The sequence below is a fragment of the Buttiauxella sp. 3AFRM03 genome (genome assembly GCF_003675305.1).
GTDB lineage: Bacteria > Pseudomonadota > Gammaproteobacteria > Enterobacterales > Enterobacteriaceae > Buttiauxella > Buttiauxella ferragutiae.
Genome location: NZ_CP033076.1, coordinates 4,875,067 through 4,886,868, shown reverse-complemented (window position 1 = coordinate 4,886,868; position 11,802 = coordinate 4,875,067). Strand labels below are relative to the sequence as shown.

Below are 11,802 nucleotides of genomic sequence, written 5' to 3'. Positions count from 1 at the left end.
TCTCACAGGTGGAAATCACCCTGGTAAAGTTTGACATCCAGCGTGGTGGACATTTGCTGGTAACGCAGCAGCACGCGGGTAAATAACATGCTGATTAACATGGCTAGCGAGCGGTAACTGCCAGGCAAGGTACGATAACCGAAACGTAACGACTGAGCACGGTGAATGGCCTGTGCTTCGTCCAACAGGATGAAAATAAAACGCCAGGTGAGCAGGATTTGCTCGGTCAGCAACCGTGGCACTCGTAAGCGTTGCAGTAAGATGATGAGCTGCGGAAACGGCAGATTGAGCACCAGCCAGTAAGTGGCAGCCAATGCCGCCAGGCTGCGCCAGAACGTCTGGTTCGCCACCAGTAAACCTTGCGCATCAATGCCGATATAAAACGAACCGAGCGGCACCGCCAGCCAGCGCAAATAGCGCATTGGCCCGACGCGCAACAACCAACAGGTAAGAGCCGCAAGCATCAACAACCAAAGCGCCTGCCCGACGGGCGGTAACGCAAACGCCAGCGTCATCATCAGCAGATACAACGCGAATTTGCGCAGCGGCGAAACTCGGCACCAACGGCTCTGGTAGCTGAGTTTATCAATCCCCAGCATGGTCGCCGCGTCGGCCCCGATAGAACCCCAGAATGTAGAAAATCACCGCCGTGCCGAGAGAGCCTTGCAAGGTGAACAACAGGCTTTCGATTTCGCTACTCGCCGGTTCATAAAGCGGCTGGAACCACGGTTTATAGTCTGGAGCGATGACCTGAATCTGGCCTTCAGCCTGGTCATCAGATCCCCCGTATTCGCCACCGTGGGGAATAAAGAACGGCACCACCATTAATCCCACCACCAGGGCGAGCAAAATCAGCATTTTTTTCATGTTATTGGCTCCTGGCTGGAAGCATTTGTCGCTTGATGAGTTGGTCGTAAATCATCACCGTTAGCAGACCTTCAGCAATCGCAATCGGGATTTGCGTCAGGCAGAAGATACCCATAAATTTCAGGCTGGAGCCGGTGATGCCGAAGTATGGGTCCGGGAACGCCACGCCGAGCTGTATCGAGGTGACAAAATAGGTGGTTAAGTCGGCGACCATCGCGCACAAGAACACGCCCGTCGGGTGTGAGCAGCTTCCGGTGACCGACGGGATTTTTAGCGCCGAGAGTACAAAAATAAACGCACCGCACAGTGCCAACAGCACTTTCTGGTTGCTGTCATGGGCGACGATTTGGCGTAAACGCACCAGGCCAACATACAAACAGGGCAGGAACAAAATCCACCACGCCAGCGCCCACATTGGCGGCAAAAAGCCTTCCATAATGTGCATGGCGAACGCTTCTTGCGGCACAATGAGCAACAGCATTCCCATGCCTAAGCCGCTTAGCGAGAGTTTTTTAAGTAACGATTCCATGATTTTCCTTTAGCCGTTAATGTCGGGTGACGCTTCGCTTATCCGACCGACATCTACCACTGCTTGTTAACCAAAATGGTCGAAAAATACGGTAATTGCTGGTCGTCTGGCACCGCTTCCAGGTTACGGAAACACTGCTCGTTTGGTAACGTCGCCTCCGCCATTAACACCGCGTGTTGGATGATGCCGAGGTGTTGCAACAATGCTTTGATTTGCGCAAAACGCCCGTACACTTTCATCAACACCACGCAGTCGTGGGCGCGTAATGCCTGGCTTAATTCTTGATGGGAAGCGGTGCACGACATCACCGCCAGCGATTGCGCCTCCATTGCCAGCGGCAGTTGTGCGCGGGAAGCAATGGCGGCAAATGAAGTTACACCTGGCACAATTTCCAGCCATTCCGGGTTACCGATTCGCGCCAGCAAAAACACCCAGGTGCTGAATAACATCGAATCACCGAGGGTGATAAACCCCACCTGTTTACCCTGCTCCACTTCATGTTTAAGGGCGGCGGCAGTTTCATCCCACACCACCGCTTTTTCGTCGTTATCGGCACTCATTGGGAAGTGACAAGTGCGCAGCTCGGTGCTGTCACTTAAGTATTCGCGCACAATCGATAGCGCCAGGCTGTCACCGCCTTTGCGCCCCGCTGGCGCGTACAGCACATCGAGCTTTCCGATGATACGAGCGGCGCGAACGGTTATCAGATCGCTGGCGCCAGGGCCGGTGCCAAGAGCATATAAACGCCCGCTCATGCCGCGACCTCAACAAGTGATTTTTCCAGCGCACGCTGCAAATGGTTAACGAACATCGCACGGATTTGCGGGTTTTCCCCCAAACCTTGCAGCCACGCTTGCGCTTCGATTCCCGCTTCCTGCAACTGTGTTTTCCAGGAGTCTTCCTCGTCGGATGCCATGTCGTTAATCGCATGGTCGCCCGCCACTAACATCAGCGGCATCAGGTGGACTTTGCGCACCTTTTCTTGCTGCAAGCCACGTACGATCAGGTCGATTTCCGGGTAGCTTTCTACCGCGCCAACGCGGGCGGGGATTTGGCGCGCTGCCATTAAATGGTCGAGACAGGCGTAGGCAGAAAACGCATGGTGACTGGCTCCGTGGCCCATAAATACTACCCGTTCGTCGGCGGCAAGTTTTGGCATCTGGCTTTGCAAGGCATCAAGCAACAACTCGTAGTCGTTGAAATCACTCAGCAGCGCCGTACCTAAGGCCACGCGCTGGAATAAGTGGCTGTATGCCTGCACTTCACGGGCGATTTTTTCGTATTCATCGCCGTTAATCACATGCAGCGATTGCACGGCAATATCCTGATAACCCAGTTTGGCAAGGCGCTTTAACGCTTGCGCGGGGGAGTCGATTTCCAGATTATCGCGCTTTTTTAACTTGCGGATAATCATGCCGGAGGTAAAGGCGCGGAACCGGTCGCGGTCAGCAAAAGTGCGCCCCAGTTGTTCTTCGCAGGCAACAATATTTTTGCTACAGGTTTCGTGATAACTGGTGCCGAAACTGATCACCAACAGGGCTTTTTTCATGCTTTCCTCTCTTGCAGCCAGCGTGTCACACGGCGGCTCACATCTTCACGGCTTTGCAGTAATTCGGGTCCAGTGACTAACGGCTGTGGACGAACCACCACCACACAGGGAATGCCGCGCTCCAGCGCCGGATTCACTTTGTCGAGATAGCCGCCTTCGGCACCGGATTCTTTGGTGATCACCACATCCGGTGAGCAGAAGGCGTAAATGGCGGCGTTGAACTCGGCGCTGAACGGGCCGCGCAACGCAATAATGTTGTCGACACCCAACCCCAGCGCTTCACATTCGGCAATCACTTCGCTGGTCGGTAACACCCGCGCCAGTAGCGTTTTGCCAGGCATTCCTTGCTGCCAGGCCGCCAGTTCTTTACTGCCGGTGGTCAGCAGCACGCGCGGGCCATATTCCTGCGCCACGGCACAGGCGGCTGGCAGGCTGGCGACTTTGTGCAGCAACGGGTGTTCCAGGTCATTGAGTTCACTACGGCGTTGGTAACGACTGAGCGTTACCCCCACCGTTTCGCAGGCCGCGGTAATGTTGCGGCTGAGCAGTTCAGCATACGGATGCGAGGCGTCAATCACCCAGCGCACCGCGTGGCGCAGCAGCCAGTCAGCAATTTCATCGCGGTCGATACGCCCGACGCGGATTTGCCCGCCGATGTCGCCCGCCAGTGATTCGCCAACCGCCGTCGCCACCGACAAGGTGTAGGCAATGCGTTGTTCATCGAGGATTTGGCAGATGAACCGCGCATCGCTGGTGCCGCCAAATACCAGCACCGATGATTCGCCTGGGGCCATCATGTCGGATGACGCTTCGCTTATCCGACCTACGGAATCGAGTGTTCGGTGCATGATGTCGGATGACGCTGCGCTTATCCGACCTACGGAATCGAGTGTTCGGTGCATGATGTCGGATGACGCTGCGCTTATCCGACCTACCGGAGCAAGAGGTTCACTCATAGCTCGTAACCTCGCGGCGTAATCATTAATCCATCGCGCACGAAGGTGGTTTTGTTGCCGACAATCACCAGGCTGGTCATATCGACCGGCTCAAAGTCCATTTCGCCAAAGGTGGTCAGCCATTTTTGTTCTTTTTTTCGCCCGGCGGCTTTCACCACGCCAACCGGCGTTTGCGGCAGGGTAAACTCGCGCATTAATTCGAACGCACGTGCCAGGTGCCCTTCGCGGCCACGGCTGCGCGGGTTGTAGAAGCAGATAACAAAGTCGGCAGACGCGGCAGCAATAATGCGTTTTTCAATAACCGGCCACGGGGTTAATAAATCGCTGAGGCTGATATGGCAAAAATCGTGCATCAATGGCGCGCCGAGCAATGACGCGGCGGCGATGCTGGCGGTAATACCCGCCACAAGACGCACTTCAATATCCAGTTGCTGCGAAGTCACCAGCTCCAGCACCAGCCCTGCCATGCCGTAAATTCCGGCGTCGCCGCTGCTGATAAGCGCCACGTTATGCCCGGCTTGCGCCAGTTCGATGGCGGTCTGGCAGCGTTCGATTTCTTTGCACATGCCGGTTTTGATCACCTGTTTGTCGCCGGTTAATGGCTTCACCAGGTGGGTATAGGTTTTATAACCGACGACAATTTCCGCTTCCTGCAAGGCCGCAATCGCTTCCTGGGTCATCATGGCTTCACTGCCGGGGCCAATGCCAATTACCGTTAACATCTGTCTGAAACTCCTAAAGTTATGGTGACGCCCTGCTCGCGCAGCGTGTTGCCCACCAGGTTTCCGTTGCTCATCAGCCACGCAGCGGGTTGTGACACGCTGCCCACGCCGACGGTGAGGCGCACAAATTCCGACGCCGGAAAGCGATATTCATGCTGGGCAAGTTGGTCAACGCTAAAGATTTCGAAAGGGATTTGTCGCAGGTGTGCCAGTTCTAACAACGCGGGTTCGTCCTGCTTGAGGGACACACTGCCAATCGCCCGCAAGGCTAGCGGGTCGAAATGATTGTCCGCCAGTTGCTGGTTTAACAAGCTGGCGACGGTGTGTGGCGCGGTATCACGACGGCAGCCAATCCCCGCAACCACGCGCTTCGGCACCACTTTAAACAGCGGGATCGTCTGTGGCGGTAACGCATTGCGCAGCGTGACGCACACCAACGCATCCAGCTCTGGCAGCGCATCAAGATTGTCGACCGGGATAAAACCGCGCGTGTCGTATCGCTCGGCGTGTGGCGCAAATTCGCTGTCCCACCACAGGCCAACGCGCTGCTGGCTGACCAACATTTGGTTGACGGTTTTCACCGTCTGGCGGAAATCCTGCATTGTGGCGTCAAGCGCTGCCGCCAGCGTATCGAGTGCCGCCAGTTGGTTAACATCGGTGGCGGTGGTAATGACCGGATCGGCCCCCAGGGTGGCGGCGAGCTGGCGCGTGAGTTGATTCGCGCCGCCAAGATGGCCGGAAAGCAGGCTGATCACATGCTCGCCGCGTTCATCCATCACCACCACCGCCGGGTCGTGCAGCTTGTCATTCACCAGCGGTGCAATCACCCGCACGACAATTCCCGTAGCGGCGATAAATACCAGCGCCGAATATTGACTAAATGCCTGTTGCACGGTTTGCGCGAAGCTGCCGCCGAACGGGATAAACCCCGGTTGCAGCAGTTTTTCACTGGTGAAACAGGTCAGTGGATGGGTCGCGCGCAACCGTTCGGCTAACGCCACGCCGCCAGGGGTGAGACAAAACAGCGCCATCGACTCAGGCTTTGCGGTATTCATGGCTGAACCCTGCGTCATAAAGTTTCGAGTAGTGGTACTCCTCGCCGAGGAATGCCCCGACCATGATCAGCGCGGTTTTGCGAATTCCGGCTTCACGCACTTGTTCGGCGATGGTGGTCAGGGTGCCGCGTAACACCTGGCAGTCGGGCCAGGTCGCTTTGTAGACCACCGCGACTGGCGTATCCGCAGGGTAACCCCCTTCAATCAGGCGCTCTGCCACGCGGTTAATGCGCTGCACAGAAAGGAAAATCGCCATCGAAGTTTGGTGCTGTGCGAATGCTTCTAACTGTTCGAGCGCAGGCATCGGCGTGCGGCCTTCAATGCGCGTGATAATCAAACTTTGCGAGACTTCCGGCACGGTGTATTCCACGCCAAGTTGCGCGGCAGCCCCCAGAAATGCGCTCACACCCGGCACAGAAACATAGCCAATTCCACGCTCAGTCAGCATTTCGCCCTGCTCACGAATCGAGCCGTACAGCGAGAGATCGCCGGTTTGCAGGCGTACCACCAGCTTGCCCGCGTTTACGCCGTTCTCCATCAGTTCAATGATTTCTTCAAGATTAAGTGCGGCGCTGTCATGGCATTGCGCGCCTGGCGGACAGTAGTCGAGCAGTTCAGGGTTAATCAGCGATCCGGCGTAAATCACCACTTCCGCTTGTTGCAAAACGCGGTAGCCTTTCAGGGTGATCAGTTCTTTGTCGCCTGGCCCCGCACCAACAAACCACACTTTGCGGGTATCAAATTGTTCAGTCATGGCTTCCTTCCTTGAGGCAAGAAATCAAATACGTGGGGTTGTTCGGTTTGAAGTAGTGCCCGCTGCCAAGTCTGGTGAATTGCGCGACCTGCAATTGCAGACAGTCAACTTCGCTCACAGCGCACTGCTCGAGATGCGCTAAGGCGCAGGTTAAGTTTTCCTGCAGAATAAAGGTCATCACCAGCCGCCCGGCAGGATGCAAATGGGCCAGCGACCAGTCGATAAGCTCGGTTAATTGCCCGCCGCTGCCGCCGATAAACACCGCATCGGCCATCACATTCAACTCAACTGGCGCGTAGCCGCTGATGATTTCAACGTTCGGGCAGTTAAAGAGCTGGCGGTTTTCCACCATTAACGCCAGTGCATCGGGGTTGCGTTCAATCGCGCTAACTTGCAATTGTGGGTAGCGTATTGCCGCTTCCAGCGACACGCTGCCGGTGCCAGCGCCGATGTCGATCAAGTGCGTGGCGTGCTGTAATTGCAGGCGATCCAGCGCCTGAGTACGCACCACTTCTTTGGTCATCGGCACGCGGGCACCGCGTAAAAAAAGTTCATCTTTCATTGAGGATCACCACTACGTTCATCGCGTAGCTTTGCGCCACATCACTGGCTGGCAAGCGATGGATTCGTTCATCCGCTGACGACAGGTTCTCGCCAATAATGAGCGTCGGGTTCAGGCCGCGCATCAGCATGGCCTGGGCGATGGCGTAAGGATCGATGATTTGGTCCGTCACCATTGCCACTTTTTGATGCGCCGCAATGGCATTGAAATCAGGTTCACGCCCGTGGCTGCTGGTTATCCATAAGTCGTTCATATCAACCGCTGCTTTAGCGCACAGATATTGGATAGAGCTAATGCCTGGCATAATGCGTAACTGTTCGGGCGGGAAATTCGCCGCCAGCCGTTTGCCGATGCCGTAAACCAGCGGATCGCCCGAGGCCAGCACCACGACGCGCTTATCCAGGCGCTCGCGGAGCCAAGAAATTAAGCCGTCAAGATCGCTATCCAGCAGACGGGTTTCAGCGCCGATATCAGCAAACATCGCCAACTGACGTGCACCACCGACCAGAATCTGCGCTTCATTAATTGCAGCGTGCGCCTGCAAAGTGAGGTATTCCGTGGCACCAGGCCCAATTCCGACCACGGTTAGCATCGCTTTTCTCCCGCTAATTCCCCGGCAATCTCTGCGACCGGACGGCTGCTGCCTAACACCTGGTTTTCGAACGAGAACAAAATGGCGTCACATTTTGGCGGGGATTGGGTAAAACGCAGCATCTCGGCAACGCGCTCACAGATACGCATTGCCAGGCGTTCAAACACCCTTTGCCAGCCCTGTTCCGTAATGATTTCGAGCGCCGCTTCGGTGGTGTCGCACTGGTTGACGGCTTCGAGTAACGCAAACGGCGCGCCCATTAACGCGAGGTGAGCGACCAGCGTTTCCATGCGCCCGTCGGCGATGTGGCTGTGGGTGTGGAAAATTCCGGCGGCGACTTTCACCAGTTTGCCGGGGTGGCCAATCAGCACGATATGGCGATATTCGAGGCGCACTGCTTCCTGAATCATGTAGCCGACAAAGTTACTCATCGTCACCACACATTCACCATCCAGTTGCAGCTGTTCGCGCACAAAGCGTTCGCCGTGGTTGCCCGGTACCAGAATCACTTTATCCAGCCCGGCTGCGCGTTTCATTTCCAGCTCTAACGCCAGCGAACGTTTCCAGCTCTCTTCAGACATCGGCATCACAATGCCGGTGGTGCCGATGATTGAAATGCCGCCCAAAATCCCGAGGCGATGGTTATAGGTTTTCTGCGCGCGCGCCTCGCCTTCCGGGGCAAAAATTTCAATTTCCGCACCGCGCTCAGGGCCAATCACTTCACGTACCGCCGCGTCAATTGTCTGGCGTGGCGTGCGGTTGATTGCTGATTCGCCAATAGGCAAGCCGATACCTTTGCGTGTGACCACGCCAATACCGGTGCCGCCGCGCAGGGTGATAGTGCCGCTGTTGTTGAGCTGCACGCGGGCAAATATCAGCATGCCGTGGGTGGCGTCGACATCATCGCCGCCGTCTTTGCGGATAGCCGCCGTCGCCTGTTGGCCTTCGATGACGGGCATTTCAACGTTGAGGTGTAGCGTGACGCCAGACGGTGTCACGATTGAAACCTGGTCAATGACGTGCTGGCGCAGCACCATGAGTGCGGCGACTTTTGCCGCCGCCGTAGCGCAAGAACCGGTGGTGTACCCTTTGCGATACGCCTTACCTTTATGCCAGACGCAATCGGCAGGTTGTTCGCTCACTGAGCCTCCCGCAGGCTATAAAGCAGCGCATTGACAATCGCCGCCGCAACGTTGCTGCCGCCTTTGCGCCCACGCGCCGCAATCGCCGGTAAGCCGCTTTCCACCAGCGCTTCTTTGGACTCTTCCGCCCCGACAAAACCGACTGGTACGCCGATTACCGCCGCCGGTTGTGCGCCTTTTTCCAGCAAGCGAAACAGTGCAGTAGGCGCGTTGCCGAAGACGAAGATCTTTTCGCCCTGTTCCTCTAAGGCAAGATCCACTGCCGCCATCGAGCGGGTCACGCCCTGTTCTTTGGCATGAGCCACCACGCGTGGGTCGCTGATATAACAGCGGCAACTGCAACCAAACTCGGCCAACAGGGTTTTATTAATGCCTGAGAGCGCCATGGTGGTGTCGGTGTACAAGGTGCAGCCGCGCTGCAAACTGTTTGTCAGTTGTGCAATGACATCCGGCGAAAACCACAGAATATCCAGCCACTCGAAATCGGCGGTGGTGTGGATAACCCGTTTGATTATCGCTTCCTCGGTCGCATCGTTAAAACGATACGCTGGGTGCTCAGCAGCAATTATTTCGCTAATGATTTCAAAGCTGTGTTGTTCAATAAGCTGCGGTTGTTGCAGGTAGTTCATCGGGTGTCCTTAAGCGATGCCGAGCACGAGTGCGCGCATGGCAGCAAAGAGCAGTAAAGCCAACAGGGAAGCCAACATCATCAGTTGAATAGTGCGGGTAATGTCGTCGATGGCGACGCCGCGATGCTCATCGCCCATCCACGGTTTTTCTACCCGCTCGCCAAAATAGGTGTTCGGCCCACCGAGCCTGATCCCTAGTGCGCCTGCAACCGTGGCTTCAGACCAGGCACAGTTTGGGCTGCTGTGTTGATAGCGATCGCGCCAGCCAATGCGCAGAGCCTGACGGGGATTAGCCCGTAAGCAAAAAGCGGCGATGGTCAGTAGCAGCCAGCTCAGGCGAGCAGGAAAATAATTGGCAAGGTCATCGAGCCGGGCGCTGACATAACCAATGGCACGGTATTTTTCAGTTTTGTACCCCACCATCGAGTCCAGCGTGTTGACCGCTTTGTAGGCCATCGCCAGCGGTGCGCCGCCTAACAGCAGGAAAAACAGCGGAGCTATCACGCCATCGACACTATTTTCAGCCACGGTTTCTACCACCGCGCGAGTGATTTGCGGGCGCTCAAGTTGCGAGGTGTCGCGCCCAACAATCCACGACAATTTTTCGCGGCTTTCGGCAAGGGTTCCATGTTTGAGCGCGCGGTAAACGTCGAGTGCGGCATCGCTCAGGCAACGTGCGGCAAGTACGGTGTAAATCATCCACACTTCGACTAACCACCCGAGCCACGGATGCAGCAGGTTGGCGAGATACAATACGCCCCAGCTCACGCCCCATGTGGTGCCGACCACCACCAGCCACAGCACGCCACCACCGATTTTCAGCGCGCGGTCACTTTTGCAAAATTGGCGAATAATGCGTTGGGTTACGGTGATTAGATTGCCTATCCAGCGCACCGGATGAGGCCAGTGCGGCGGGTCGCCAAACCAGTAATCCAGCAGCCAGGCCATGGCCCAGGCAAGCAATGTCATAGGTGATTCCTCGCAAGCGTTAGCCAGGGGTTGAGCAAATTCGCGCGTTGAGCGAAATGGACATGCAGGTAGCTGGCAAAAGTCGCCTGCTGCTGAACGCCTCCCTGCCAGCGGGAAACGGCGACACCATCACGCCATTTGCAGCAATCTAACGCTGCGGGCAACGGGCCGTTGAAATCGGAGTAATGAAATTCGTGGCCACGCAAGGTTTCGCCTTTTTTCGCCAGCAAGGTGTTTTGCACAGCGGTGGCCTCGCAATAGCCAAAACGTGTCAGGCGTTGGCCCATCTGGCTATGGCCTGGCAACACGCCGCACATCGCGTGGGTTTCGCCTTCGCTGTCAGTCAGCGTTTCGCCCAAATACATTAAGCCGCCACATTCGGCATACAGCGGAATGTGCTGTTGATGGGCAGCTTGCAGGGATTCGCGCATGCGACTGTTCGCGGCGAGTTTTGCCACATGGACTTCGGGGTAACCACCGCCAAGCCAAATCATCTGGCAGTCAGGGATTTTTGCGTCATGCAGCGGGCTGAAGCGCTGGATTTTCACCCCGGCGTGCTCGAGCATTTCGAGGTTATCGGGATAGTAGAAGTTGAAAGCTTCGTCTTCAGCAAGGGCGAGTGTTAGCCCGTCGGCCAGTGCGGCATCAGCAATGGCGGGCGCAGCACCCTGAGGCAGGGTATTAAGGCGAGATAACGCCAGAAGATGGTCGAGGTTAACGGTTTCTTCAATTTGCTGCACCAGGCGCTGCCAGCGTTCATCTTGCGGGGAGTGTTCTTGTGCCGGAACCAGGCCGAGGTGGCGCGACGGTAACTCGACATCGGCCATCACCGGCAAGCGCCCTAAGACGGGCAAGCCGCAGTAACGGGTGATGGCATCAGCAAGTAACTGGTAGTGGCTGTCGCTGTTGACGCGATTGAGGATAACGCCTGCGATGTTTAGCGTTGGGTCAAAGCGCTGGAAGCCCATGACAGTGGCGGCAATGGAGGTAGACACCGCTTTGCCGTCGACCAGCAATATCACCGGGCAACCGAGCTGTTTAGCCATCGCGGCGCTGCTGCAATAGTTGGGGTCGGTGCCGTAGCCGTCGTACAACCCCATCACCCCTTCGATGACGGCGACATCTGCGTGCTGCATTTGTTTAGCGAACAAACCATTTAGCGTGGAAGTGGGCAACATGAAAGCATCGAGATTGCGCGAGGCAATGCCACTTACTGCACTGTGCCAACCGCTGTCGAGGTAGTCGGGGCCAATTTTGAAGGGTTGAACGCAAAGGTTGCGTTGCATGAAGGCGCGGAGCAGCCCGAGCGTGACGGTGGTTTTACCACAGCCGCTGCTGGTGCCTGCAATGACGAATGCGTGTTTTGCTGCCGCTGCCATGGTTGCCTTATCACTGTTTCGGCAAAGCACGGATGTCAGCACGTACGCGCACCCTGAGGCTGCACGCATCTGATGACAACTGACTTCCCACCGAAGG

15 protein-coding genes are annotated in these 11,802 nt (G+C 56.4%); all 15 read right to left on the bottom strand.

Annotated elements, in window-relative coordinates; translation table 11 throughout:
* Nucleotides 1–2: 2 nt before the first annotated feature.
* The 15 genes from D8682_RS24270 to D8682_RS24200 all read right to left on the bottom strand — a co-directional run bounded on the left by D8682_RS24270 (nucleotide 3) and on the right by D8682_RS24200 (nucleotide 11,705).
* Complete coding sequence (locus tag D8682_RS24270) at nucleotides 3–599, bottom strand: CbiQ family ECF transporter T component (RefSeq protein WP_121815350.1); 597 nt, start codon at nucleotides 597–599, stop codon at nucleotides 3–5.
* Entirely contained in the window at nucleotides 586–867 is a 282-nt protein-coding gene (locus D8682_RS24265; RefSeq protein ID WP_121815349.1) for an energy-coupling factor ABC transporter substrate-binding protein, read from the bottom strand. The genes D8682_RS24270 and D8682_RS24265 overlap by 14 nt, the downstream gene beginning before the upstream one ends.
* A 1-nt stretch (nucleotide 868) precedes the next feature.
* A complete protein-coding gene (locus tag D8682_RS24260) occupies nucleotides 869–1,396 on the bottom strand; it encodes an energy-coupling factor ABC transporter permease (RefSeq protein ID WP_121815348.1) in 528 nt (175 codons plus the stop codon).
* Nucleotides 1,397–1,449: 53 nt separating this feature from the next.
* Nucleotides 1,450–2,151 (bottom strand): cobalt-factor II C(20)-methyltransferase, encoded by a 702-nt coding sequence (locus D8682_RS24255; protein ID WP_121815347.1) that lies wholly within the window; start codon nucleotides 2,149–2,151, stop codon nucleotides 1,450–1,452.
* Nucleotides 2,148–2,945 carry a sirohydrochlorin cobaltochelatase gene (locus D8682_RS24250; RefSeq protein ID WP_121815346.1) on the bottom strand — a complete coding sequence of 266 codons (798 nt, stop codon included), beginning with the start codon at nucleotides 2,943–2,945 and terminating at the stop codon, nucleotides 2,148–2,150. Before D8682_RS24250 ends, D8682_RS24255 begins: the two co-directional genes overlap by 4 nt.
* Nucleotides 2,942–3,739, bottom strand: a complete 798-nt coding sequence (locus D8682_RS24245) for a cobalt-precorrin-6A reductase (protein WP_121815773.1) — start codon at nucleotides 3,737–3,739, stop codon at nucleotides 2,942–2,944. The genes D8682_RS24250 and D8682_RS24245 overlap by 4 nt, the downstream gene beginning before the upstream one ends.
* A 158-nt stretch (nucleotides 3,740–3,897) precedes the next feature.
* Nucleotides 3,898–4,623 (bottom strand): precorrin-3B C(17)-methyltransferase, encoded by a 726-nt coding sequence (locus D8682_RS24240; protein ID WP_121815345.1) that lies wholly within the window; start codon nucleotides 4,621–4,623, stop codon nucleotides 3,898–3,900.
* On the bottom strand, nucleotides 4,617–5,678 hold the full coding sequence (gene cbiG / locus D8682_RS24235; RefSeq protein ID WP_121815344.1) for a cobalt-precorrin 5A hydrolase: 1,062 nt from the start codon (nucleotides 5,676–5,678) through the stop codon (nucleotides 4,617–4,619). The genes D8682_RS24240 and cbiG overlap by 7 nt, the downstream gene beginning before the upstream one ends.
* Complete coding sequence (locus tag D8682_RS24230; RefSeq protein WP_121815343.1) at nucleotides 5,659–6,432, bottom strand: cobalt-precorrin-4 methyltransferase; 774 nt, start codon at nucleotides 6,430–6,432, stop codon at nucleotides 5,659–5,661. Before D8682_RS24230 ends, cbiG begins: the two co-directional genes overlap by 20 nt.
* A complete protein-coding gene (locus D8682_RS24225) occupies nucleotides 6,425–6,994 on the bottom strand; it encodes a decarboxylating cobalt-precorrin-6B (C(15))-methyltransferase (protein WP_121815342.1) in 570 nt (189 codons plus the stop codon). Before D8682_RS24225 ends, D8682_RS24230 begins: the two co-directional genes overlap by 8 nt.
* Nucleotides 6,984–7,586 (bottom strand): cobalt-precorrin-7 (C(5))-methyltransferase, encoded by a 603-nt coding sequence (locus D8682_RS24220; protein WP_121815341.1) that lies wholly within the window; start codon nucleotides 7,584–7,586, stop codon nucleotides 6,984–6,986. Before D8682_RS24220 ends, D8682_RS24225 begins: the two co-directional genes overlap by 11 nt.
* On the bottom strand, nucleotides 7,580–8,728 hold the full coding sequence (gene cbiD, locus D8682_RS24215; RefSeq protein WP_121815340.1) for a cobalt-precorrin-5B (C(1))-methyltransferase CbiD: 1,149 nt from the start codon (nucleotides 8,726–8,728) through the stop codon (nucleotides 7,580–7,582). Before cbiD ends, D8682_RS24220 begins: the two co-directional genes overlap by 7 nt.
* Entirely contained in the window at nucleotides 8,725–9,357 is a 633-nt protein-coding gene (locus D8682_RS24210; protein WP_121815339.1) for a cobalt-precorrin-8 methylmutase, read from the bottom strand. The genes cbiD and D8682_RS24210 overlap by 4 nt, the downstream gene beginning before the upstream one ends.
* 9 nt (nucleotides 9,358–9,366) lie before the next feature.
* Entirely contained in the window at nucleotides 9,367–10,326 is a 960-nt protein-coding gene (gene cbiB, locus D8682_RS24205) for an adenosylcobinamide-phosphate synthase CbiB (protein WP_121815338.1), read from the bottom strand.
* Nucleotides 10,323–11,705, bottom strand: a complete 1,383-nt coding sequence (locus D8682_RS24200; protein ID WP_121815337.1) for a cobyrinate a,c-diamide synthase — start codon at nucleotides 11,703–11,705, stop codon at nucleotides 10,323–10,325. Before D8682_RS24200 ends, cbiB begins: the two co-directional genes overlap by 4 nt.
* Between the last annotated feature and the right edge of the window lie 97 nt (nucleotides 11,706–11,802).

Excerpts from the sequence above, each read along its gene's own strand:
- D8682_RS24260 (WP_121815348.1), bottom strand. The coding sequence starts at position 1,396 with ATGGAATCGTTACTTAAAAAACTCTCGCTAAGCGGCTTAGGCATGGGA.
- D8682_RS24220 (WP_121815341.1), bottom strand. The coding sequence starts at position 7,586 with ATGCTAACCGTGGTCGGAATTGGGCCTGGTGCCACGGAATACCTCACT.
- D8682_RS24210 (WP_121815339.1), bottom strand. The coding sequence starts at position 9,357 with ATGAACTACCTGCAACAACCGCAGCTTATTGAACAACACAGCTTTGAA.
- D8682_RS24225 (WP_121815342.1), bottom strand. The coding sequence starts at position 6,994 with ATGAAAGATGAACTTTTTTTACGCGGTGCCCGCGTGCCGATGACCAAA.
- D8682_RS24245 (WP_121815773.1), bottom strand. The coding sequence starts at position 3,739 with ATGGCCCCAGGCGAATCATCGGTGCTGGTATTTGGCGGCACCAGCGAT.
- D8682_RS24255 (WP_121815347.1), bottom strand. The coding sequence starts at position 2,151 with ATGAGCGGGCGTTTATATGCTCTTGGCACCGGCCCTGGCGCCAGCGAT.
- D8682_RS24250 (WP_121815346.1), bottom strand. The coding sequence starts at position 2,945 with ATGAAAAAAGCCCTGTTGGTGATCAGTTTCGGCACCAGTTATCACGAA.
- D8682_RS24270 (WP_121815350.1), bottom strand. The coding sequence starts at position 599 with ATGCTGGGGATTGATAAACTCAGCTACCAGAGCCGTTGGTGCCGAGTT.
- cbiG (WP_121815344.1), bottom strand. The coding sequence starts at position 5,678 with ATGAATACCGCAAAGCCTGAGTCGATGGCGCTGTTTTGTCTCACCCCT.
- D8682_RS24240 (WP_121815345.1), bottom strand. The coding sequence starts at position 4,623 with ATGTTAACGGTAATTGGCATTGGCCCCGGCAGTGAAGCCATGATGACC.
- cbiB (WP_121815338.1), bottom strand. The coding sequence starts at position 10,326 with ATGACATTGCTTGCCTGGGCCATGGCCTGGCTGCTGGATTACTGGTTT.
- D8682_RS24230 (WP_121815343.1), bottom strand. The coding sequence starts at position 6,432 with ATGACTGAACAATTTGATACCCGCAAAGTGTGGTTTGTTGGTGCGGGG.
- D8682_RS24200 (WP_121815337.1), bottom strand. The coding sequence starts at position 11,705 with ATGGCAGCGGCAGCAAAACACGCATTCGTCATTGCAGGCACCAGCAGC.
- D8682_RS24265 (WP_121815349.1), bottom strand. The coding sequence starts at position 867 with ATGAAAAAAATGCTGATTTTGCTCGCCCTGGTGGTGGGATTAATGGTG.